The organism is Parabacteroides caeci (assembly GCF_023656795.1).
GTDB lineage: Bacteria > Bacteroidota > Bacteroidia > Bacteroidales > Tannerellaceae > Parabacteroides > Parabacteroides segnis.
The window spans coordinates 150,756-175,499 of the sequence record NZ_JAMOKT010000002.1; the positions used below are offsets into that span (position 1 = coordinate 150,756).

General features: G+C 40.8%; 19 protein-coding genes. 15 read left to right on the plus strand and 4 right to left on the minus strand.

What is annotated here, in order from left to right; all coding sequences use genetic code 11:
- Positions 1 to 21: 21 nt before the first annotated feature.
- The 8 genes from NBH15_RS01740 (at position 22) to NBH15_RS01775 (ending at position 11,422) form a co-directional block, all read left to right on the plus strand.
- The gene (locus NBH15_RS01740) at positions 22 to 1,749 is read left to right on the plus strand and encodes a tetratricopeptide repeat protein (protein WP_250821849.1); all 1,728 of its coding nucleotides are present in this window, start codon (positions 22 to 24) and stop codon (positions 1,747 to 1,749) included.
- Positions 1,750 to 1,864: 115 nt separating this feature from the next.
- On the plus strand, positions 1,865 to 2,212 hold the full coding sequence (locus NBH15_RS01745; protein ID WP_250821850.1) for a DUF3244 domain-containing protein: 348 nt from the start codon (positions 1,865 to 1,867) through the stop codon (positions 2,210 to 2,212).
- Positions 2,213 to 2,235: 23 nt separating this feature from the next.
- Positions 2,236 to 4,191: a transglutaminase-like domain-containing protein gene (locus tag NBH15_RS01750; protein ID WP_250821851.1), complete on the plus strand. Its 1,956-nt coding sequence runs from the start codon at positions 2,236 to 2,238 to the stop codon at positions 4,189 to 4,191.
- 5 nt (positions 4,192 to 4,196) lie between these two features.
- Positions 4,197 to 5,546 (plus strand): radical SAM/SPASM domain-containing protein, encoded by a 1,350-nt coding sequence (locus NBH15_RS01755; protein WP_250821852.1) that lies wholly within the window; start codon positions 4,197 to 4,199, stop codon positions 5,544 to 5,546.
- A gap of 11 nt (positions 5,547 to 5,557) precedes the next feature.
- The gene (locus NBH15_RS01760) at positions 5,558 to 5,776 is read left to right on the plus strand and encodes a hypothetical protein (protein WP_250821853.1); all 219 of its coding nucleotides are present in this window, start codon (positions 5,558 to 5,560) and stop codon (positions 5,774 to 5,776) included.
- Positions 5,777 to 5,869: 93 nt separating this feature from the next.
- Positions 5,870 to 8,164, plus strand: a complete 2,295-nt coding sequence (locus tag NBH15_RS01765) for a carboxypeptidase-like regulatory domain-containing protein (protein WP_250821854.1) — start codon at positions 5,870 to 5,872, stop codon at positions 8,162 to 8,164.
- Positions 8,164 to 9,351: a zinc metalloprotease gene (locus tag NBH15_RS01770; protein WP_250821855.1), complete on the plus strand. Its 1,188-nt coding sequence runs from the start codon at positions 8,164 to 8,166 to the stop codon at positions 9,349 to 9,351. The genes NBH15_RS01765 and NBH15_RS01770 overlap by 1 nt, the downstream gene beginning before the upstream one ends.
- Positions 9,352 to 9,406: 55 nt before the next feature.
- On the plus strand, positions 9,407 to 11,422 hold the full coding sequence (locus tag NBH15_RS01775; protein ID WP_250821856.1) for an O-antigen ligase family protein: 2,016 nt from the start codon (positions 9,407 to 9,409) through the stop codon (positions 11,420 to 11,422).
- Here the strand turns inward: NBH15_RS01775 and NBH15_RS01780 are convergent.
- Positions 11,408 to 12,658 carry a glycosyltransferase gene (locus NBH15_RS01780; RefSeq protein WP_250821857.1) on the minus strand — a complete coding sequence of 417 codons (1,251 nt, stop codon included), beginning with the start codon at positions 12,656 to 12,658 and terminating at the stop codon, positions 11,408 to 11,410. The two genes, NBH15_RS01775 and NBH15_RS01780, sit on opposite strands and share 15 nt — an antisense overlap.
- 413 nt (positions 12,659 to 13,071) lie before the next feature.
- Here NBH15_RS01780 and NBH15_RS01785 point away from each other — a divergent pair, with 413 nt between their 5' ends.
- Complete coding sequence (locus NBH15_RS01785; RefSeq protein WP_250821858.1) at positions 13,072 to 14,250, plus strand: DUF4925 domain-containing protein; 1,179 nt, start codon at positions 13,072 to 13,074, stop codon at positions 14,248 to 14,250.
- Between the two features lie 18 nt (positions 14,251 to 14,268).
- Positions 14,269 to 17,082, plus strand: a complete 2,814-nt coding sequence (locus NBH15_RS01790; protein WP_250821859.1) for a TonB-dependent receptor — start codon at positions 14,269 to 14,271, stop codon at positions 17,080 to 17,082.
- A gap of 78 nt (positions 17,083 to 17,160) precedes the next feature.
- On the opposite strand, the gene purN is transcribed toward NBH15_RS01790, so the two are convergent.
- Positions 17,161 to 17,724, minus strand: coding sequence for a phosphoribosylglycinamide formyltransferase (purN, locus tag NBH15_RS01795; protein WP_009860669.1), 564 nt, complete (start codon positions 17,722 to 17,724; stop codon positions 17,161 to 17,163).
- Positions 17,725 to 17,878: 154 nt separating this feature from the next.
- On the opposite strand from purN, the gene NBH15_RS01800 reads away from it, so the two are divergent.
- From NBH15_RS01800 to rnc, 3 genes are read left to right on the plus strand one after another with little or no spacing between them, the layout of a single operon-like run.
- Positions 17,879 to 18,115, plus strand: a complete 237-nt coding sequence (locus NBH15_RS01800) for an acyl carrier protein (RefSeq protein WP_009860668.1) — start codon at positions 17,879 to 17,881, stop codon at positions 18,113 to 18,115.
- Positions 18,116 to 18,136: 21 nt separating this feature from the next.
- Positions 18,137 to 19,402, plus strand: coding sequence for a beta-ketoacyl-ACP synthase II (fabF, locus tag NBH15_RS01805; RefSeq protein WP_128132739.1), 1,266 nt, complete (start codon positions 18,137 to 18,139; stop codon positions 19,400 to 19,402).
- Position 19,403: 1 nt separating this feature from the next.
- On the plus strand, positions 19,404 to 20,318 hold the full coding sequence (gene rnc / locus NBH15_RS01810) for a ribonuclease III (RefSeq protein WP_128132738.1): 915 nt from the start codon (positions 19,404 to 19,406) through the stop codon (positions 20,316 to 20,318).
- A gap of 4 nt (positions 20,319 to 20,322) precedes the next feature.
- Here rnc and NBH15_RS01815 read toward each other — a convergent pair whose 3' ends face one another.
- Complete coding sequence (locus NBH15_RS01815; protein WP_128132737.1) at positions 20,323 to 21,336, minus strand: ATP-dependent 6-phosphofructokinase; 1,014 nt, start codon at positions 21,334 to 21,336, stop codon at positions 20,323 to 20,325.
- An 81-nt stretch (positions 21,337 to 21,417) separates the two neighbouring features.
- Here NBH15_RS01815 and NBH15_RS01820 point away from each other — a divergent pair, with 81 nt between their 5' ends.
- Positions 21,418 to 22,938, plus strand: coding sequence for a GH3 auxin-responsive promoter family protein (locus NBH15_RS01820; protein ID WP_128132736.1), 1,521 nt, complete (start codon positions 21,418 to 21,420; stop codon positions 22,936 to 22,938).
- Positions 22,939 to 22,942: 4 nt separating this feature from the next.
- On the opposite strand, the gene NBH15_RS01825 is transcribed toward NBH15_RS01820, so the two are convergent.
- The gene (locus NBH15_RS01825) at positions 22,943 to 23,704 is read right to left on the minus strand and encodes a phosphatase PAP2 family protein (RefSeq protein ID WP_244050412.1); all 762 of its coding nucleotides are present in this window, start codon (positions 23,702 to 23,704) and stop codon (positions 22,943 to 22,945) included.
- A gap of 112 nt (positions 23,705 to 23,816) precedes the next feature.
- Here NBH15_RS01825 and NBH15_RS01830 point away from each other — a divergent pair, with 112 nt between their 5' ends.
- Positions 23,817 to 24,653: a copper resistance protein NlpE N-terminal domain-containing protein gene (locus NBH15_RS01830; protein WP_244050413.1), complete on the plus strand. Its 837-nt coding sequence runs from the start codon at positions 23,817 to 23,819 to the stop codon at positions 24,651 to 24,653.
- The last annotated feature ends 91 nt before the right edge of the window (positions 24,654 to 24,744 follow it).

Below are 24,744 nucleotides of genomic sequence, written 5' to 3' on the forward strand. Positions count from 1 at the left end.
TTTCATTAATTTTGTAACCGAATGAAGCGACTTAAACCCATATTACTTTTCGCCGGACTAATCATACTCTATGCCTGTCAACTAAACAGGCCTTATCCGGCAGCCATGTTGCAAGCCATGCGATGTATGGAGCAACATTCGGACAGTGCGCTCATATATTTGACTTCGCTTGATTCCGTTATCCGAAATGAACCAAAAGAGACTCGGATGTACTACAGATTGCTGAAGACAAAAGCTGAATATAAAGAATATATACGGCACGATTCGGATTCGTTGATGAAAGAGGTAGTCCGTTTCTACGAATCATACGGGGATGAAGACAAGCTGATGGAAGCCTACTATTATTTAAGTACCGTCTATCAGGATATGCAGAATGTCCCGCAAGCACTTGCCGTCTGCCAGCAAGCTGCTGAAGCGAGTAAACATAGCCGACAATATCTGACTTTAGGACGAATCTACCAAGATATAGGAAGGTTATTGGCTTATCAATCACTATATGAAGATGCTTTAGAGGTTTATCAAAAATCGTATGAATATTTCAACATAGAAGAAAATCCGGGACAGGCATATGCACTTCGGAACATAGGACGGATGCACAATGAATTGAAGCAACTAGACAGTGCGGAATATTACTACCAGGCAGCTTACCGGAAAGCATACGAAACAAATGATCCGGAGATAATCGAAGTAATATCAATCGAGTTGGCGAATGTTTACTTGGGTTGGAATAAACCGGATTCCACTCAAAAGATCTTTTCCCGGATTCCGGAACTTAAAGACAATGCCATCTATTTACAAGGATGGGCTGAATATCATACGTTGATATCGCGACCCGACTCGGCTGAGTTTTATTATTTACAAACCCTGCAAACCAACAAAAGCGATCAAAATATATGGTTGAAAAGCACCAGCAACAAAGCCTTAGCCGAACTGGAAGCTCGAAAAGGGAACTATCAGTCTGCTTTCGACTATGCCCTAAAGAGCTTGGAGATAAAAGACTCTATTGAAACAATTACTCGTACAGAAACCATTGGGAAAATACATGCAATTTACAACTATCAACATATAGAAGAGGCAAATCGGATATTAGCCGAAAAGAACAAAGACAAAAACACATTATTAATTATTGCAATAATTATTGTCATAGGTATTGCTATATGGGTTTACCGATATAGAAAAAAACAAAGAAGGCTTATTATAGAAAAAGAACAGCGAATTGCTGATATAAAAAAGGAACAGGAACAAAACAGCCTGAACCGAATCAAAGAGAATGAACAAAAAATAGCCAAACTGGAAAAAGAGATCGAACAATCTCAAGGAGAAAAAGAAAAGTTGACCCAACAGATAGAACTATTAAAGAAAAACAATCAAAAGATCCGAAGCATACGAGATGAGAAAAGTTTGCAGGAAGACTCTTTGAAGCAATCGGACATTTACCTATTGTTTCATAAACAGGCAGCTCAAGACGAACCAAAAGTTTCCGACGAAGAATGGCCGGAGTTGCAAAAAGCGATTGACCAAGCATACAACGATTTCACTAATCGCCTTTACAGATTATATCCGCAAATATCTCAACATGAACTTCGGATTTGCTACCTGATTAAGATACAAATCCCGGTCAAAGAAATAGCCAAAATCCTTCTTCGCAGTGCTTCTGCCATCAGCAACTCCCGTGTACGCCTATATAAAAAGCTACATGGAAAAGAGGGAAAGGCAGAAGAATTCGATCGGTTTATCCTTGATTTATAATCCGTTATATACGTGTAAACAAAATGTGAACAATTTGTGAACGCAGTTTCACCCCCTGTACAAACTGTAGATTCTAATTTTGCGTCCGAAAACAAATACATAACGCAAAATGAAGATGAGAAAGTTCATAACAATGTTATTGGTAGCAATTGTTTCTGTTGCTTTTTTCCCAATAGAAGCAAAAGCAGATAAAAATAAAAATGAATGGGTTGATAAAGACAACCGTTCAATCTCCCTCTACATAAATATAGAAGGGAACGACCTCTACATCCATTCCGACAAACAATACAATCATATCAACATCCAGGTCGTAGATGCAAACGGTATAATAATCTATGCCGACCTGATAAACATTCCGGCCGAAGAATCATTGGTTATCCCCTTGTCCGATCTGCCGGAAGGCAACTATCAGGTAATATTGACAAAAGACAACCAACCGGTAGTTTGGTATTTAAACAAATAACAACCATTTAATTCTATACAAAGATGAAAACGCGCCATATCATCGGTTGTTTTGGAGTATTCCTTTTGCTGGAGAACGGCTGTCAAACTTCGACACCTTCCCCCGGCATAGAGGAAACATTGTCGAAGGCAGGGAGTAATCGGGAAGAACTGTTCCACGTCATTCGGCATTATCAGAAAGCAGGAGATTCGCTCAAATTGCAGGCAGCCCTTTTCCTGATTGAGAATATGGCAGACAAATATTATTACACAGGAAAAGCCATCGATGAATATTATACATTTATCGATTCGGTCTATCAAATCCAACAGGAAGAATATGATATTCCTGCCATTTATGCTGATTTCAGCAGCAAAGCCCAATATTTGAAAGAGCAACCTACAGTGACCATAGATGTCCAAACGTTGTCTGCCGATTACTTGATCGAAAACATCGAAGAGGTTTTTGCTGCCTGGAACCGCCCTTGGAACCAACACCTAAGTTTCGATAAGTTCTGTGAACTGATCCTGCCCTATCGTGTAGGATCGGAACTGCCGGAAAGCTGGCGCCAATTGTATCGGGAACGATTTGAACCATTCCTGAAATCAGATACAATTCAAACAGCCATACAAGCCTGCACTGCAATCAATAACGAACTGATCAAACAGACCATCCATATTGCAGAATCATCTGTTTTGCCGATTGATTTGCGCCCCTCCACATTGGTTGATATCAAATTCGGTTTATGCGGAGATTATGCAAACCAGGCTGTTTTTGCCATGCGGGCAGTCGGTATACCGGTTGCTGTAGAAATCGTACCTCATTGGGGAGACAATAACAATTCGCACGTATTCAATGTTGTGTACGACAACAATAAGACATCACACGACTTCTCCGGCTCAGAACAAAATCCGGACGAACATCTGATTCGTTTCAAAAACGCAATTCCTAAAGTATATCAAAAAACATTTGGCAAACAGCCTAATTCATTGGCCATGCAACACGAGAATGAGGCAATTCCTCCTTTTTTCATGAACGCCAATCTATTAGACGTGACCGGCAATTATCCGTTTATCGGAGCAAAAGATATTACTATTCCATTACCGGAACAACCCAATCGTAGGTTTGCTTACCTCTGTGTATTCGACACACAAGGTTGGATACCAATAGATTGGGGAACAATCTCCGGAAACAAAGTCGATTTTAAAGCAGTAGGGCCCAATATTGTATATCAAACTGCCTTGTACCGGAATGACAAACTGGAACCGGTTGGCGATGCTTTCCTGCTGGATAGTTTAGGACAAATATCATTCTACACTCCACAAACGGAGACCATGGAATACGTATTGGAACGAAAACATCGGGATGCCAACTATCTGGATTACCTCCCTCCTACCATGGTAGGAGGAAAGATTCAAGGGGCAAACCGCCCGGATTTCAGTGATGCTGTTACATTTTACTCATTCACGGAAGAACCGAATTTCAAGTACACTACCGTTACTTCCGAAAATCCGACAACACCGGTAAAATATCTCCGTTACCTGTCGTCCGACCAAACGTGTGGGAATATAGCAGAATTGGAATTTTATACCAAGGATAACGATACGCCTTTAAAAGGAAAAGTAATCGGCGATTACGAACCAAGTCTCTATTACCCCCGAAATGGAGCAGAAGTCATGTTTGATGGGGATCCATTGACCTTCTTCCACACCAACGACACGCTTAGCTGGGGTGGACTGGAATTGGAACAACAGGCAACCATCTCCAAAATCCGTTACATCATCCGCAACGATGATAACGGTATCCGTAAAGGACATGAATATGAATTGTTCTATCTGGAACAAGGAGAATGGAAATCATTAGGTAAGCAAATAGCCACCGAAGATGACAGACTGCTTTACAAGCAGATGTCGAAAGGGGCTTTGTATTGGCTACGCGATTATACCAAAGGGAAAGCGGAGAGATTTTTTGAAATAAAAGAGAATAAAGTAATTTGGCATTAAACAATATGAAAACGCTAAGAACATCTTCTTATACAATTCCTGTAAAACTGGAAAAAGATAAGGATAAATATATGCTAATTCATGGTTATACAGGAGCCGCAGATGTTATAACGGCAAATTTATTCGATAAAATAAAAAACATTTCCAAGACTAACAATTTATCCAATAATACATTGAATTTATTATTAAGTCGAGGATATATAACAACTAAAACAGAAGAAGAAGAATATGCTTACGTCGCAAGAATAGCAAAAGCTTTACACAAAGGCAGTGATATTCTAAACTCCTATTTTACATGGGTAATATCTTATAATTGTAATTTTCGCTGTCCCTATTGTTTTGAGGAAAGAGATAAAAAAGATGGAAAAAATAAACTATCATTTTCCAAGAAACAAGTAGACATAGCCTATAACATACAAGAAATGATACAACCACACAAAGAATTACGGTGTAATGTAATCACCCTTTATGGAGGTGAACCTTTATTAGCTGAAAATAAAGAAGTCGTAAACTATATTGTAGAGGAAGGTTGTAAACGAGGATATCAATTCATTGCAATCACAAATGGATATGAAATAAATCATTTCTTAAATTTATTATCTCCTGATAAGATAAAAAAACTTCAAATAACCATTGATGGTCCTAAGGAGATGCATAACCAACGTCGAATTCATTATAAAGATAATAATACGTTTGACAGAATTATAGAAAATATTAAACTAGCTTTAGAAAAAGATATAGAAATTGTAGTTCGAATGAATACAGATTTATACAATCTGGGAAAATTCATAGAATTAAAGGATTATTTCAAAGAAAATCAGTTCTTTAATTATCCTAATTTTAAAATCTACTCTGCAAGATTAAGAGAGTATGATTATTTCACAGAAACAGAACGTAAAGGATTAAAATTTATACCATTACAAAAATTCACAACTAAACAAATAAATCAAGGAATAGATCCACTAGATAATAACAAATATTACAAAATTTATAACGCATTAAAAAATAAGCGATCTAGACCTTTTAATCCTATAGGATGTACAGCTCAATCAGGAGGTTATGTATTAGACCCTATTGGGAATATTTATCCTTGTTGGGAAGTAATAGGGAAAAAAGAGTTTGTAGAAGGCACTTATTCCTCAAAAGGGATAATATGGAATGACAATGTTTTAAATAGATGGCACAATTCTGATATCGCCCAAAGAAAACCTTGTAACCATTGTAAATATGCTCTCTTTTGTGGTGGAGGATGCCCTTATCACTATTTCATAATGAATAAAAGGGAAAATCAATGTTCGACTTTCAAAGAACTATTTAATCAAACAGTAAACAAGGCATATGCCGAATTATATTAAATTAATTTATCATGAGAAAAGTAGAAATGGAGAATGAAGAAATGCTCTCCTTAAATTCAGCTGTTTCAGAATTTGATGTAGAAAAATTAGAGGATCGATTAGAAACAGACCCTCTTGCAATTGGGGGCTTATTAGATCTAGCCTCTACCCAGGATTTATCTCAATCTGTATCACTTACAGATAATTGCGAAGGTAATTGTGGTGGTATTATTGCCATCAACAAACACTAATCCTACATCTAAAACTGGAGAGACTCTTTATTTATAAAAAATATAGAGTTTCTCCAACTTTTTATATTTATCAATATCTTTTAAATTATTCATATGAAATATTATTTATTCCTTATCATCTTATCTCTTACAAGCATTTTGCAAGCACAAAATATTGTAAAAGGGAATATTAAAGATGAATCAAATATTGATTTACCAGCTGTAACTATAAAAGTTTTATCTCTAGATTCTACTATGATAAAAGGAGGAATAACAGATAATAATGGTTACTTCCAATTTGAAGACATTGATGCTGGTAAATATATTTTAGCCATTAGTCACATTGGCTATATAAATCAATATTTCAATTTTGAAATGTATAATTCCACTCTTGAATTACCTACTATCATATTAAAAACAAATAATATCTTACTAAATGATGTAACTATTACCGCAAGTTCATTTATAAAGAAAAATGATCATTTACTTATAATTCCAGATAAAAAACAAATTAAAAATTCTTTTTCCGGTTATGACGTGTTATACAATCTAATGATACCTGGACTTACTGTAAATCGAAAAACAAAGACTGTAAATGCAGTAACTGGAGGTGCTTCACTATATATTAATGGGATAAAAGCAGACTCCAAAGAGATACAAAACCTACAACCCAAAGACATAGAACGAATTGAATATTATATTCTACCTACCAAAAAACCATTTACCGGTGATGCCGCATCCATCAACTATATCACTAAGACTCATAAAACAGGCGGCTATATTACCTTAAGTGGAGAACAAAACATAGGGTATCTGAAAGGAGATTATAATATAGGAACCAAATTTTGTAATAATAATACTTATTATTCATTTTGGGGAGGACATAATATGCAAAGTTATGACGGCATACAAATAACTAAGGATGAAAATATGTTTCTCAATAATCATACAATCAATAGAAACACTCAAAACCAAGAAGCTGATTATTGTAATAATCAACAATTTGCACAATTCAAAATAGCTAATAATACACAAAAGCATAATCTGTCAGCCAGTACCTCTGTGATTCATGATATCACACCACATAATAATCAAAATGAAATATTAAATTATTCAGAAAACAAGAATGAATACAATATATTATCAACAGACAACAGTAATAGTAAAAGCATACGTGCTTCTCTAAATTTAGAAGGAACATTTAATCTAAATAAACAACAGCAATTAACTGCCAGAATGAATGGTAGATATACAAACAATAAATACGCAAGAACTTACATAGAAGAAAATCAACAAACTTATACAAATACAAACGAAGATTTATATTCATTTGATGGGCAAATAGCATATCAATATGATCCTAATGAATCTAACTCCTTCTATGGTAGAATATCTCATTATCACAACATTACCTCTTCAAACTACAATGGAAATTATAAATCGTGGCAACATTTGTGGACAGGAGAAAGCCTATTTCAACTTATGTATATTCACAATTTTGGTGAAAAAACAAAATTTATGATATCCCCTATCATTACTTGGCTAAATTATAAACTACATGGATATGATCTTTCAAGCTCTTGGAATAAGCGACTTAACACTTGGATTGTTCACAATATAAATTCTAAACAAATGATCGGATGTGGATATAATCTAGGGACCACTCAACCCAATATTAGCTATTTAAACTCTGTGAGCCAAGATATTGACTTTTACCGTATTAAACGTGGAAATCCATATCTTGATAATACAAAAATGCATGCATGGTACATATTATACGAAGGAACACTCCATCGATTATTCAATTTCCAATGTGTATTATGGTATACAGAAGATATAAACAATATATATACTAATTACTATTTGGAAGAAGACAAATTGATCAGTAGTTATGCATCAGATGATTCTTATAATACAGCTAAAGCAGATATATCAATAACTAATCGCATTTCGGACAATTTACGTATAAAGACAGATTTTAACTACGCATATATGTATGTTCCTCATAAGCCAATATTAAAGCAACATAGTTATGTCGCAATATTTGATATAAACTATTTTATTAAATCATTTGCTTTCAATGTTTATGCAAAAACACCTCAAAAAATATTGGATAAAACGGCTTTGGTATTTATGAAAATACCAGCGACTTATGGAATGTCTATTCGTTATAGTGGGAAAAATTGGATGACAGAAGTAGGTACAGAGAACCTTTTTTCCAAACATGTTCGTTACAAAGAATATGCTGATTATAGTATATATAAATACAATCAGATACAAACAAGTCGTATTTATCAACAGACTGCTTATATTAAATTCTCTTACACTTTCGATTTTGGAAAGAAAACAGATCGAGAATCAAATAGTATAGACAAAAATATTAACAGTGCAATTATGAAAGTAAGATAATGAACAAATACAATAATATTACTATTCATCCGCTATCCTCTTCCACGCAAGAGAGGCAATATCTTTTGTCATACAACGGACAATATTACGAAGCAAGCCTTCCAATCGTGGAATTGGTAAAAGTATTACAGGAGTCTCCGGTGGAAGAGGAAGCCATCGCTACATATGTAAACAGAAAAGAGGGGAAATATACCTCTGAACAAGTAGAACAAATTATAAGTAAGTTCATTACCCCTCTTTTCTCCTCTAAAGAAAAAAAGCGGACTTTTCTCTATGAAAAGGAACTGTTCAGTGCATCTACTATCGACAAATTCTCAGATGCATTCCGCTTTTTATTTAACAAAACGTATATGCTAGCGGTATTGACAATTACCTTATTATTGGATGCCTATTTCTTTCTGACAACCAACGACCTGTTGATATTTAACACAAAAGTAAATATCTATATGGTTGTCGGACTGTTTGTCTTTATACTTTCCTCTTCTTTCTTTCATGAACTCGGCCATGCTTCCGCCTGTAAACATTTTGGTGTAAAACACGGTGGTATCGGTTTTGGGTTATACTTAACCTTTCCGGTACTCTATACTGACGTATCAGAAGTATGGCAACTGAATAGAATTCAACGTTGCATAGTTAATATTGCCGGAGTTTATTTCCAAAGTTATTGGTTGATCGGGTTATTGATTGGTTTCTTCCTAACAGGAAACGATATTCTGCGTTACCTCATCCTAATCATGAACTTCGGATTTTTGATGACCTTGAACCCATTCTTTAAGTTTGACGGTTATTGGATTGCTTCTGACCTATTGGGCGTTCCAAACCTGCGTACCCGTTCGAAAGAGTTACTTGGTTATTGGTACAAACGCATGCGTAAACTACCAGTAAAAACGGTTCCCTATCTCCTTCAAATACGTCCCGCTGCAAAATATGGACTACTGGTCTATTCAATTGTGGTAAACCTGTTTATGGGTTTCTACTTTTTCTATATCATCCCCAACTTCTTATACAAATTTATTCGTACATTCCCGGATGCAGTCAATGAATTGATCCTCTATCTATCCAACGGCATGACACCTCCATTTGCCCTGTTACGCAATATCGGATCTCAATTACTATTCTTGGCTTTAATCGGATACATGTTGTGGAAGTTGGTTCAACCTTTAATAAAACGATATGTCACAAAGTAATCCGAATAAAACCCATTGGAAATATACTGGTATAGTCATTCTATTTATTGTAATAATGGCTATACTTTTGTTTCAGGCAGAAGATAAACTAAAAATCTGCTTGTTGTTGTTGACCGCCAGTTTTGTTCTGTTGCGCCCGCTTCCTTTCCAACAATGGACGATGGTTGACTATAGCCTTTGTCTAATCACGGCTTACGACCTGATTTCATGCCTGAACGCTGCATGTACGACACCTGCCATTTCTTACAGTCTATTGTCTCTTTTTTGCTTGACGGTCTATTTCGTACTACGCAAGCTCTTTGGCTCTGCGCAAGCTACGCGGCAACTCCAGCAAGGCTGTTACCTGCCTATCGGAGCGGCTTTATTGTTAGCCATCTGTTCTTTCTTTGTCTTCCGACAGTCTGTACTGGGTGTCGGCTTTCAGGATACCTACCATTTTCGTTTCCTGTTCCGTCCGCTGGGATATATCACCAACGTATGGGCGGAAGTGTTGCTGGTCCTGTTGGGATGGGTGTGCTTAATCCGTAAATATTCCGGGATATTTATTTTCCTCACCGTATTAGCCCTCCTCTTCTCTTTTTCACGGGGAGCTTACATCGCGCTTGGGGTCTATCTGATTTGTTGGCTGCTGTTTGTAAAGTCCAAACAGGAAAAGATTCGTTTGTTTGCGGTCAGTATGGCTGCCATCGTGCTAACCGGGATCTGCTTCCCCCGCGAGATGAAGACTACTTTGCAAATGAACCGCACCGTCTCCCAGCAACAAAGCACCGAAGGACGAATCAATGCCACACAAGCTGGGTGGGACACATTCAGGCAACGCCCGATATTCGGATACGGAAACGGCAATTACACCTTTGCTATCGACCAGACATTGAATCAAGATATAACACATTCTTACACATCATACGCCCCCAACATTCTTGTACAGCTACTAATAGAAAAAGGTATCATCGGCTGCTTGCTTTATCAGATATTGGCTATTGCAATATGTCGCACGATTATCAAACGCAGGAAACAACCGGAAAGCTGTATGCTCGGTTGCCTACTGCTGGCTTTAATGACCAAAGAGATGGCGCAGGCAACCCTGCTCAGTACGCCGTTCTCCCTGTTTATGGTCTACGCCATGCTGGCTTTTCTCCAAAAGGAAGAGTTCCCGGAAGAGGAAACGGAACACAAACCTGCCGTATCCGGCTATTTGTTACCCGCAATAACAACCGTTTGCTATATTGGTTACATTTTCTTTATACTCCAACAAGACCTAGACGAATCACACCTTCGGCAAAGTATAGCCGCTTTTGAAAAAGGGCAATACACCGAAGCCATCCGCCTGATGAAACAAAACGGGGAACAAACGCCGAACCTGGTCAACCGCGGACTGCTTTATATGCAATATTATCGGAAAACAGGAGATCCGAAAGCTGTAGAAGCTGCCGAGCTGGCATTACAAAAAGCCCGACAGCAGCAACCGGAAGATATACATATCCGTTATCTGTTGGCACGCTTGTACATAGACAGCAAAGCATTCGGGAAAGCCCTCCCGATGGCGGAAGAGCTGGTAACCCATTATCCTAAAAACTCACTCTATCTCTCCGCCTTGTCGGATGTCTTGTATCTGCAAGGCGAAAAAGAAGCTGCTTTACAACCCCTAGTCAATGCTATCCGCTACATGCCCCGTCTATTAACCGGGAAACGTATCCGTGATTTACAGCAGAACGATCCGGTGTTTTTCCTTGCTTTGCAACAACAGTTGGCAACATTAGTACCATCCCCGACAGATGGTCCTGCCGATTATGCCCGTTTGGGATATATCACCCGATGGTGTGGCAATCAATCTGTAGCAGAAGAGTATCTTCGGAAAGCAGTAGAAGGCATGCCCAACCTGGCTACTCCCTGGCATCTGCTGGGAGATGACAACAAATATCGCCTGCTCCTCTTCGGTGCCTTCCAGAAAGACTTATCATCAACAAAGTTACCGGAAGAAAAAGAAATGAGTGACCACCTTCTGTTAAAAAATGCCTATCAACCTAAATTTACAAATTGGTATGGGGGAATGGTATTATTTATAATTTGATAATAAGCATTCAACATAATCACACAAGTTTTCGATTCCCTGTTCACTTTTGATCTGTTCACTTATTGCGACAGCATTCTTTCTATAAATCGGGTTATCGACAAGATCCGCTATTTTACGTTCCAGTTCATTCTCGGAAACTTTAGCGATTTTTACTCGTTCCGGACCTAATCCCAGCACTTGTACTCGATATGCCCAATAAGGCTGATCGAGTAATAAAGGTGTGACCATTTGAGGTATACCAGCACGTGCCACACTATGCGTCGTTCCGCTTCCACCATGATGAATCACGGCATCGCAATGAGGGAAAATCAAATGATGCGGAATCGGTTTCTTCATCAAAAAAAGTTGTTCGCTTCCTTGTAAAGTCTCCCCTGTTTTTGCCCAGCCTGAGCCAACCACCAGTCGATACTTTTTCCGGTCACTGATACGTGCCAGCATACCGCAAAAACGTTCCCGATCGTTCGACGTACAACTACCTAATGTAAAAAAGATAACAGGTGTCTTTCCCTTTTTAATGAATGCCATCAATTCCTGATAAGCCTCTTCGTCATACTCAAACGAATCATTGAAACAGTATCCACCTATATTCCAGCGAAAACGTTTATCCCAGACGGGATCGGTATGTCCCAGATATCGACTGTACAATAAGAAGTTATCACTATTCTTTGCGGCATCCTCCCCAAAGTTACTGATTGGAGCCAATCCGTATTTCCGACGGTTCTTGTTTATCGTATCCTTCACCATATAGTTGGATACCCGGTTCATCATCAGCCAAAGCAATTTAGGTGTAATGATCGGATTGGGTTTCGGATAAGGAAAAGCAGGAGGAGGCATTTTCTCGCCCGGAAGAAAAGGCGCAAAAGAAGTGCGGACGAACGGCTTCTTGCAATACGCGGCAATCCCCGTAGCGGCAAATTCAGTATTAGCAGCTACAAGAACATCGTTCTGTTCCAAAAGCGGAATTACCTGCACAAACTGTTTGTCTATCGCCTCGCGCGTCCACTCGACAATCCTTTTGAAACTCTGTTTATTCTCGGCTGCGTCGGCCATCATCCCGCCAATATTATCAAAATCCTGCAAAACGACTTTTACAGGATATTTCTTTGCCATTTCCTCAAAAACATGGGGAATATTTACCGTCACCTCATGACCCCGTTTAACCAACTCGCGGGCTACAGCCAGATAAGGCAGTACATCGCCTTGCGATCCTCTTGTTACAAGCAGTATTTTCATTCTTCAATATTTTAGACGTAGTTTTTTCATCACAAATCAGACTTCTTTGCCTTCTTTGCCATCCGGGAGACATTGTTCTTTTACCTCACAAGCCTCACTTACCTTTTTATCTGCTATCTTCCTTTTAAAAAGCATCCGGACCAAAAAGGCTAAAAATCCTAACAATATACTCATTAACATAATGAGAACAAAGAAAGGAGATATAAACATATCCGTCAATGTCTATTTTTCACATTCGATATTCTATTATTAATAATGTCATTTTACCATACACTAATATACAGATAGTTATTATACCACCAAAAGGTCAATTCTTAATAATGGAATATTGATTCTGAAATATAGCTATTGTTTGGTACAAAGTTATATCAGTACTTTGTATCATCAAAATTAAACAATAAAAAGAAAAGTAAATGAACAAGTATTTATTGCGCAACTTTCTTTATGTTATCTGCATGGTCCCTTTCCTGTTTGCCTGCGATGACAATGATGATGATGGCGGTTCCGAATTAAACGGAATCTATTCCAATAAGTTGAGCACACCGGAAGGTGGCAATACACTGAACCTGACTTACAGTGGACGTGAGTTCATCGGTAAGGATGTCTCTTTCAAACTAACCGATAACAATGCGGCAACCATTACACTGCATTACGTCCTCCCCGGGGAAGCCACAACATTACTGGAGAACGTAGCAGTTACTTCCGGAAGCAACAGTTACTCTTTTTCAGGAAACGGAACCGGAAACAACGGCACTACTTTTGCTTATAAAGGAAATGTTGAAAAAGGCAAGATGACACTCGATCTGACCGATGTAAAAATAGCATCGAACCAACTGACTTCAAATGGAACATGGTATCCGGTACAAGGTGGGGAATCTACTGAAACAGACCCTGTTTTGGGAGAATATACTTTGATGCGCCATGCCTTTCATATAGTAACTGATAATGCTCTTCTGGGACAGGTAGTTCCCATACTGGAGCCTATTGCAGGAAACCTGATCTGCTGGTTTATCAATGAAGTCTCTTTCAATCCGGATGGCAATATCACAGCCCGCTACGCCACCATGCCGGAAGGTAAAGCTATCGGAGATTTGATAAATACTCCCCCGAACAGAAAAGAGAGCGAATGGCTCACTTCGCCGATCAATCTGGCTTCTTATTATGTAAAAGACGACTCAGAACTTTATATAGTCCCCAACATTGATATGATTCTTTACCAGATTCAACAGAATAAGACTAAGGCAGACGGCGGCCTCGATGCTTCCGTTATCGCGGCCATTTACCAGCAGCTTAATAAATGGAGTACTACCGGTATCCGGATGAATATCCGCAAAAATTCGGAAGCCCCTTACAGCAGCATGGGCAGACAAATCGCTTATAAGGGAGATATATTCCTGTATCTGGATAAAGATGAAATTGCAGCTTTCCTTCCGCTGTTACCCTTAATAAAAGATCTTCTTCCGGAAGAAATACTTGGCGGACCGATGGGACCGATGATAACATCTTTGCTTGAAATGCTTGCCAGTAGCCTGCAACAAACAAAAACACTGGAACTAGGCATGATGCTAAGCAAACAAAAGGAGATACAATAATAAATAAAGAGTACAGACATGAAAAAATATACAATACTATTTTTACTTGCCTTCCTGACCGGTCCTGCTTTCGGACAGATCATGAAAGGATTCGTATATGACAAGGAGACCAATGAGCCATTGGCGGGAGTCAATATTACCTATAAAAGGATCACGGGAGAAACAAACGGTACAATTTCCGAAGCAGACGGTTCTTATCAGATCAACCTTCCGGAAGGGGGTGTCGACCTGCTGTTCAGTTACATCGGTTATGAGAACGAACAGGTCCCGGTAGTAATCAACCGGAATGAAACGAAGACAAGAAATATATTCATGCAGGTAAAAGCCAACCTGTTGGGAGATGTGGTAGTCAGTGCCGGACGTTTTGAACAAAAACTAAGCAATGTCACCGTCTCCATGGATTTACTGAAGGCCGAAGATATTACCAAGCAAGCGCCAACCGACCTGAGTGCCACACTGAATACAATGCCGGGAGTCGATATCAACGACAAACAGCCTTCTATCCGTGGTGGTAACGGCTGGACCTACGGCGTCGGTTCACGAAGCCTTGTGCTGATCGACGGAATGAGTGCGCTTACTTCGGGTACAGGAATCATTAACTGGAATATCGTTCCGCTGGAAAATATCGAACAGGTAGAAGTTATGAAAGGGGCCTCTTCCGTACTGTACGGTTCGTCTGCCCTGAACGGTGTAATCAACATCCGGACCAAACGGCCAAGCCTGACACCGGTAACGACCTTGCGTACTTATTTAGGTATTTACGGCGATCCCGACAACGAGGAATACCGGTGGAGCGACAAATCTTTTTGGAAAGAAGGTAAATATGAGGTAGAGCCATTCCTGCGTAAAAACGTATTCTCCGGTATCCGCAACCCGATTTATGAAGGGATAGACTTCTCACATGCCCGCCGCATCGGAAACTTCGACGTATCGGCCGGACTGAATATGTTTACCGACGAAGGATATAAAAAACAAGGTTACAACAAACGGTTTCGTGCCGGCGGTAACCTGACTTACCATCAGCCGATGAAAGACGGCAATTTGCTGAACTATGGTTTCAACGTAAACTTCATGAGTGACAAATATGCCGATTTCTTCCTCTGGCGTTCGCCGAAAGATGTTTATGAACCGTCTCCCATTGCCAATATGGGACGCGAAGCAAATACTTTCTACATCGACCCGTTCTTTAATTTTACAAACCCGAATAATAATACCTCCCACAAGGTAAAGGCCCGCTTCTATTACCGCGGTGACAATATTGCAGACGGCTCGAACAGCGGGAAGTCAATCACGGACATTTTGGGAAATATGGGTACTGATGTCAATGCCATTACCGGTATTGTGCAAAACGTACAAAACGGCGATTACAGCATACTCTATCCAATCATCCAGCCGGCTTTGCAAGGCGACCTTAACGGACTGGTAAACGGAACAACCAATCTGCTGGGAAGTATTTTCCCGACAGCGACTACAGCCGATTACTGCGACCTGCTTTCATGGGTGATGAAACGTGGTATTCCTAGCAGTACCTCCGACCTGATCCCTTGGTTGTCCAATGCGATCAACCCGAAAGCTGACCCGGTAACCATCGACAAGAATTATACGTATTATCTGGATTACCAGTTCAACAAAAAATGGGACAACGGTACACAGATCACAGCCGGAGCCACTTACGAACATATGCGAAGCACCTCTGTAACGACAGGCAATCACGATAGCGACAATGCAGCCCTGTTCTTCCAGTATGACCAACGCTTTTTCGACCGTCTGAGCGTGTCTGCCGGTATGCGTGCCGAATATTATCGTGTGGATGATTTTCTTCGTGAAGCCGACACAAAGATATTCGGAGCTAAAGTACCTGTCAAACCTATCTTCCGTGCAGGTTTGAATTACCAACTGGCTGATTACAGCTTTATCCGGGCCAGTTTCGGACAAGGCTATCGTTATCCTTCTCTGACCGAGAAATATGCCCGCAAGGATATCGGTGGAGTCGGTGTATTCCCGAACAATGAAGTAAAGGCAGAAAAAGGGGTAAATGCAGAACTGGGTTTCAAACAAGGATATAAATTCGGTAATCTGATGGGATTCTTCGATGTGGCCGGTTTCTATACGCAATATACGGACATGATCGAATTCCGTTTCGGCTTCTTCGACCCCAACTCTTATGCCTATGCCAACAGCACACAGGAAATCCTGGGTATCATTGCCAAAGGTCAGATGCCGGGTATCGGTGCACAATTCTACAATGTATCCAAAGCACGCATCTATGGGGCAGAGATAAGTACAAACGGTTTCTACAACTTCAATCCCGACACCAAGTTATCTTATAACCTGGGATATGTTTTCATCGAACCCGAGGATATCGATTACAAGGAAAAGAACGAAATCGAAGCACAATATAACGACCCTCTCCGTGCCAAGGAAAAATCCAACGACTCCAAATATCTGAAATATCGTCAGAAACACACGGTGAAAGGTGTGCTTGATCTCCAGTGGAAACGCCTGAACCTGGGTATGAATGTGACTTGGAAAAGTAAGATGCTGGCAGTCGATTATCTGATGGTAGACGAGCGCGAAAAAGAACAGCCGGATGCCATGGAGTATATCCGTCAGCTGCTGTATGGAAATATCGGCGGAGAAACGCTTAATACATACTGGAAAGAAAAGAATACGGACTATTGTGTAGTCGACCTGCGTGCCGGCGTAAAGATAACGAAAGACGTATCATTCCAGTTTATGATCAACAATCTCTTTAATAAAGAATATTGCACACGCCCGATGCTGGTATCGGCACCACGTACTTATGTGATGCAATTGAACATGACATTCTGATTAAACCACTAATAGATGAAAAGCCCTGCCGGATCAAGAAATTACCGGTAGGGCTTAATTTTTTATACCTTTTTCTTACTATTTCAATAAGTCATCAATCACATGCGGATAATGAGCATATTCCAATGCATGCACTTTAGTAGCCACTTCTTCAGGGGTATCGGCAGGCAACACCTCACATTTAGCCTGGAAAATGATATCACCTTCATCGTAATTCTCATTTATATAATGTATCGTTATGCCTGACTCTTTCTCGCCGGCAGCAACGACAGCCTCATGCACATGCATCCCATACATTCCCTTTCCGCCATGTTTAGGTAACAGAGCCGGATGAATATTGATGATTTTACCCGGATAAGCTGTCAGTAACGCATCTGAAATCTTATTCATAAAACCAGCCAGAACAATCAAATCGATCTGATATTCCGCCAGTTTCGCCAAAATGGGGGTTCCTTCCACAAATTCGTCGCGGGAAAACACAAAAGACGGAATTCCCAGATTATTGACGCGTGCATGAACGCCCACATTCTTATTATTGGACAAAACAACCGCGACTTTAACGGTTTCACTTTTAGAGAAGTACCGGGCGATATTTTCCGCGTTTGTACCCGAACCGGAGGCAAAAATTGCTACGTTTTTCATATTTTTCTATGTTTTAGTGCACACGAAAAGAAAAAATGTGCAGTTTTCCGCATTTTTAGTGCATTAAATTTGTTTTGTAACATAAAAAATTCTTTTCTTTGCACTGCAAATTTAAAAAGTATATTCGTATTTATTAATCTAAATTGAAAAAGTTATGTCTGAAGTTGCATCTAGAGTAAAGGCTATCATCGTTGACAAATTAAGTGTTGAAGAAACAGAAGTTACAAACGAAGCGAGCTTTACTAATGATTTAGGAGCAGACTCTCTTGACACTGTAGAATTGATTATGGAATTCGAAAAAGAATTCGGTATCTCAATTCCTGATGATCAGGCAGAAAAGATTACAACAGTAGGCGATGCAGTCGCTTATATCGAAGCTAACGCGAAGTAATCAATCCTTTTAATTAAAGGTATGGAATTAAAAAGAGTTGTAGTAACAGGTCTTGGAGCCATTACTCCTCTTGGTAATACCCTCGCAGAAACCTGGGAGGGCCTTATCAACGGGAAGAGTGGAGCGGGACCTATTACTCATTTTGATGCATCAAAATTTAAAACGCACTTTGCCTGCGAAGTTAAAGGTTTTGATCCCTTAGAGGTGATGGACCGTAAGGAAGCTCGCAAATGCGACCGCTATAGTTTATTGGCTATCAGCGCAGCCAAACAGGCTGTTGCAGATGCAGCTATGGACTTGGAGAATGAGAATAAAGATCGTATCGGTGTTATTTTCGCTGCCGGAATCGGTGGTATCAGGACTTTTGAAGAAGAAGTTGCCAGTTATGAAAAAACAAAAGACACGATCGGTCCGAAATTCAACCCGTTCTTCATTCCTAAAATGATTGCAGATATTGCAGCAGGACATATTTCAATGATGTACGGTTTCCGTGGTCCGAACTTTGCGACTGTTTCAGCATGTGCATCTTCAACCAATGCTATTGCCGATGCTTTCAACTACATTCGCTTAGGAAAAGCAAATGCAATTGTTACAGGTGGTGCAGAAGCTGCTATTGCGGCTCCCGGTCTTGGCGGTTTTAATGCGATGAACGCTCTTTCAACCCGAAACGAATCACCGGAAACAGCTTCGCGCCCATTCAGCGCAAGTCGCGACGGATTTGTAATGGGTGAAGGTGCAGCCTGTCTGATTCTTGAAGAGATGGAACATGCATTGGCCAGAGGCGCTAAGATCTATGGTGAAATTGTCGGTGCAGGTATGTCGGCAGACGCTTACCACCTGACAGCTTCTCATCCGGAAGGTCTGGGTGCAAAACTGGTGATGAAGAATGCTCTTGAAGACGCAGAGATGAAACCGGAAGAGATAGACTATATCAATGTTCACGGTACTTCTACTCCGGTAGGAGACATCTCGGAAGCAAAAGCTATTCTGGATGTATTCGGCGAACATGCCTATAAGCTGAACATCAGTTCAACGAAATCTATGACTGGACACTTACTGGGTGCAGCCGGAGCATTGGAAGCAATTGCTTGTATTATGGCTGTTAATGAAGATATTGTTCCTCCGACTATCAATCATGAAGAAGGAGACAATGATCCTGAAATCGATTACAATCTGAACTTCACGTTCAATAAAGCACAAAAAAGAACGGTTAACGCAGCACTGTCCAATACCTTCGGGTTCGGTGGTCACAATGCCAGCATGATTGTAAAAAAATTTGTGAAGTAAAGTGTTTACACAATTATACAAAAAGATAAGGCTCCTCAAACATAAGAATAAGGAGCCTTATTCTTCTTTATATAAAATACTGGGATTTTACCCCGATAACATCCACGTTTACGAACAGGCCTTCCTGCACAAATCTTCCTCTGTGGAAGCCAGCGATGGAAAATGGCTGAACAACGAACGACTGGAGTTCTTGGGTGATGCCGTATTGGATGCCGTCGTGGCAGACATTGTATACAAACATTTTCAAAATAAACGGGAAGGTTTCCTGACCAACACCCGTTCCAAAATCGTTCAACGCGAAACACTCAATCGCGTAGCCGTTGAACTGGGACTCGACAAGATGGTTGTCTACTCAGCCAAACTGAGTTCTCACAATAATCATATGTATGGCAATGCACTGGAAGCACTGATCGGAGCAATCTATCTGGATCAGGGATACCGCATGTGTTATCATTTTGTAGAAGATGTAATCATCAATAAATACATCGACCTGGATAATATCGCCCGTAAAGAAGTAAACTTCAAATCCAGTCTGATAGAATGGAGCCAGAAAAATAAACTGGAAATTACATTCGAATTGATAGAATCGTTCACCGACAATGACGGCAATCCGGTCTTCCAAACGGGCGTCACACTGGCCGACACACAAATAGGCGTCGGTATCGGTTATTCCAAAAAGGAGTCACAGCAGAACGCTGCTAAGATGGCAATCAAGAAATTGCGTACGGATAAAGTATTCCAGCAATTCATTTCCGAACTGAAAAAGAAACAGACCGGCGAAACAACTGCCGAGCATGAGTTTGAAGATCTTCCGGAGGAAGATTCGACAACGGAGCAGGAACAGGCTCCGGTCAAGCAAACAATAAGTAATAGTACGCAGTGTATCGATGCCACAATCAATGAAGAAGTTCGGTAATTAATTATTTACCGAACGAAATCCCCATTCTTTCTCCCTGAACGATCAGATCATGTTCCGGAGTGACCAGTTTTAATTTGCCGGCCACTTCCGACAAGGCTATCGATTCCACATTATTTCCTTTCATGCAGACCATACGCCCGAACTGACGGTTGGCAATCAACTCCGTCGCATGTCCTCCCAGGCGGGTAGCCAGATTACGGTCAAAAGGTGAAGGATTACCGCCACGCTGGATATATCCCAGCACCGTATCACGGGATTCTATTCCGGTTGCCGCCTCAATCGTACGGGTGATATAATCGGAAGGACGCTTCTTATCGGGCGTTTCCACTCCTTCGGCAACGACTACAATCGAATAGGGTTTGCCACGATGGGCACGGTCGAGAATCGTCTGGTTTACTTTGTCCATATCATATCCCAGTTCGGGAAGCAGTATCACATCCGCACCTCCCGCCATTCCGGCATAAAGAGCGATCCAGCCGGCATGATGTCCCATTACCTCCACTACCATGACCCGTTTATGCGAACTGGCAGTAGAATGCAAACGGTCGATCGCATCCGTCGCAATATTGACAGCCGTATCGAAACCGAACGTTATATCCGTTCCCCACACATCATTATCGATTGTTTTAGGAACACCAATAATATTCAAACCAAGGGCAGAAAGCATTCCGGCTGTCTTCTGTGTACCGTTTCCACCGATACAGACCAGACAGTCTAATCCTAATTCTTCATAATTCTGTATAATAACCTGAGGTTTTTCACTTTCACCGGAGGCGAGTAGTTTACGGAACGGTTTTTCACGGGAAGTACCCAGGATCGTTCCGCCCAGGTTCAGGATACCGGAAAGACTACGTTCGTCGAACGATTGAATATCTTTGTTCAACAAGCCAACAAAACCACTATGAATTCCGATCACTTCCATACCATAATGCATTATGGCAGTTTTACCGACACCACGAATCGTTGCGTTTATACCGGGACAATCACCTCCCGAAGAAAGGATACCTATTTTCATTGTTTTGTTAATTATGTATACGACAAAGATATAAATAAAAAGAGAATGCCTACATTTGCAACCTATACAAATAAAAAGAGCATGGATATTTTAACAAATACAATATCACTACTCTTCCGCCCCCGTCAAAAGGAGATAGAAAAATATGGGCAGGAGACCGACCGGCTGCAACGCAAGCAGCTACGGTCGTTATTATCGGCAGCCCGCAACACGGAATGGGGGTTGAAATATGATTATAAAAGTATCAAAAGATATGAAGATTTCTGCCAGCGTGTCCCGTTGCAGATATATGACGACATAAAGCCTTACGTTACACGGATGATTAACGGAGAAAGGAACATACTCTGGCCTTCGGTAGTAAAGTGGTACGCCAAAAGCAGCGGCACCACGAACGACAAAAGTAAATTCCTTCCCGTCACTCCGGAAATATTGCAGGGCTGTCACTACAAAGGTGGTTTCGACACGGTTGCCCTCTATCTGAGAAATAATCCGGAAAGTCATTTTTTCTCCAAAAAAGGATTGATTCTGGGCGGTAGCCACAGTCCTTCTCCTTTAAATCAAAAATCCCATTGCGGCGACCTGTCCGCAGTTCTGCTACAGAACCTGAATCCGCTGGTCAACCTGATGCGTGTTCCGGCTAAACGGATTATTCTGATGGATGAATGGGAAAGCAAAATAAAAGCGATCGTAGACAGTACGTGGAATAAGGATGTAAACAGTCTTTCCGGTGTTCCTTCATGGATGTTGGTATTAATCAAGTCTGTTCTGAAAAAGACCGGACGGGACTATCTGACCGAAGTCTGGCCCAATTTGGAAGTATTCTTCCACGGAGGTATCAGCTTCGAACCTTACCGGGAACAATATAAAGCCCTCATTCCTTCGGACAAGATGCATTATATGGAAACGTACAATGCTTCAGAAGGATTTTTCGGCATACAGGATGATCCGGCGGATCAGAGTTTGCTGTTGATGCAAGATTACGGTGTATTCTACGAGTTTATCCCTATGTCGGAAGTCGGTATGCCCAATCCGACCATTCTGCCGTTGGAAGCAGTGGAGACAGGAAAAAACTACGCGATGGTCATCACGACCTCCGGCGGACTATGGCGTTATCAGATTGGAGATACGGTGCGTTTTACCTCTCTTTTCCCGCATAAATTCGTTATTTCGGGAAGAACCAAGCATTATATCAATGCTTTCGGAGAGGAATTGATGGTCGATAATGCTGACAAAGCAATCAGTAAGGTCAGCCGGCAGACCGGAGCTATCGTCAAAGAATATACAGCAGCCCCTCTTTTTATGCTCGACAAGGCGAAAGGCCGTCATCAATGGTTTATCGAATTTGAAAAGATGCCTCCTTCCATGGAAGAGTTCGCTTCATTACTGGATAAAACATTACAGGAATTAAACTCGGACTATGAGGCCAAACGTTATAAGGAAATATCTCTTCAACCGCTGGAAATCACAATCGCCCATGAAGGCGCCTTCTACGAATGGCTCAAAGAAAAAGGGAAATTAGGCGGCCAGCACAAAATTCCACGTCTCAGCAACGACCGGACACATATCGAACAATTACTGGCTATCAATAAGCAGTTATCCTGATTATTCAAAACGAATAAGAGAAATAAACTCCTCCTCCCTGTTCATTAAAGGTCGGAGCAATAACCATATTTTGAGCCGCTTTACGGTTTATCTTACGGGCAATAGCGTTACGAATAGGGAAATAGGTGAGATAAGCCAGTTCGACGGACAAAATACCGAATCCGGCTCCGGCGACGACATCGGCTACCCAATGCCGGTTATTATATAATCTGGAACCCGCAACAAAAAGGGCCAGGGCATATCCTGAATAAGCCAATATAGGGCTGCTGTCCTTAAACTCTTTATAGGCCATATGTGCCCCTAAAAAAGCATTCGCCGTATGTCCGGAAGGAAAAGAATACGGGCCTCCGTCCGGACGTATTTCTTTAACCGTATATTTCAGGGTACGTGTCATAACGGCATTCATCCCTTCCGCCAGAGTGACAAGGAAAAGCTGGTCCCCCCAGTTATGCTTCTCCTTCCCCATCAGGTCGCAAACAAATACCCAGCCCAGCATCCCCCACTCCATATAATCATCGAGATGAATTTTCTTAACATCGCTTTTCCGCGAGAAAAGATGAAAATCATTCATACCGTCAATAGCAGTACCGACTGCCCCGACTGTAATCAGCGAAGCCGGAAGTATCAGATGTTTCGCATTGAATTTATACTCGATAACAGGCATCTTCTGTTTTAAACTGTCAGGCAACACAGTCTCATTTTGTGCACAGAGAGGCGACAGACATGCTATTATCAGAAAAATTACAGTAAAAAGAGCTGTTCTCATTCCTTGCAGGCTTTATCTTATTCAAGCCACAAAGGAACAAAAAATAACTTATCTTTGTTTCTATATAGTATAATGATATCCGTTTATAAACAAATTAAAAACATTCATTCTGATGAAAAGAACAAACAACGGGCCTATCCTATCTGCCCTTATCCTTTGCACAGGCCTTCTTTTTTCCTGTGGACAACAGAAAGCGAAACAAGAATCCCAGGCTGAAAACGAATCTGCCGAAATGGTTGGAAATGATAAAGACGAACATGGCTGTATTGCTTCTGCCGGTTATACCTGGTCGGAAGTGCAACAAAATTGTATCCGCCTTTTTGAATCGGGAATACGACTGGAAGCCACCGATGGTAAATCATCCGCTTATATCGTTTTCAGCCCGGACTCATTAAAGGCTGAGTTATTTTTCTCAAACGGTACACCGAATGAAATACTCGACCGCCGCTCGCTTCCCGCCGGAGGTTATGCCTGGAATATAGAAGACGATGACACTAAGAATATACGTCTCGAAGATGGTATATGGACAATTAGCCAGCGCCAAAAAGAAATATACCGGCAAGACAAGGCGGAAAGCGATGACTCCCTGGGTAAAATGCAAACGCTCACTTATGAAGGTGAGTTGCCTTGCGCCGATTGCCCGGGCATCCGTTACGACCTGACAATCCGTAGCCGTGAACATAGCGGTGATGGTACGTTCTCTCTTTCACAGACTTACCTGGAAGCCGAAGACGGTAAAGATGTTACTTTCGTCACTACCGGCAAACGACTGACATTGCGTGGAATACCCGGAGATGAGAATGCCACCGTCTGGCAGTTGATTTCCGATAATGGCGATGAAACAACGAATTTCCTTTGCGAGAATGATTCTACAATCACTTTAATTGGAGATGATTTCAAAAAAGCAGAATCCGGACTGAACTATAGTTTAAAACGAATAAAGCAGTAATCCTCCTGCGCTCACAAAAAGTTGTGAATTTCATCGGGTTTTAATATATTCTATTCTGTTTTTTAATCAGAGAGAAATATATTCAGTAACT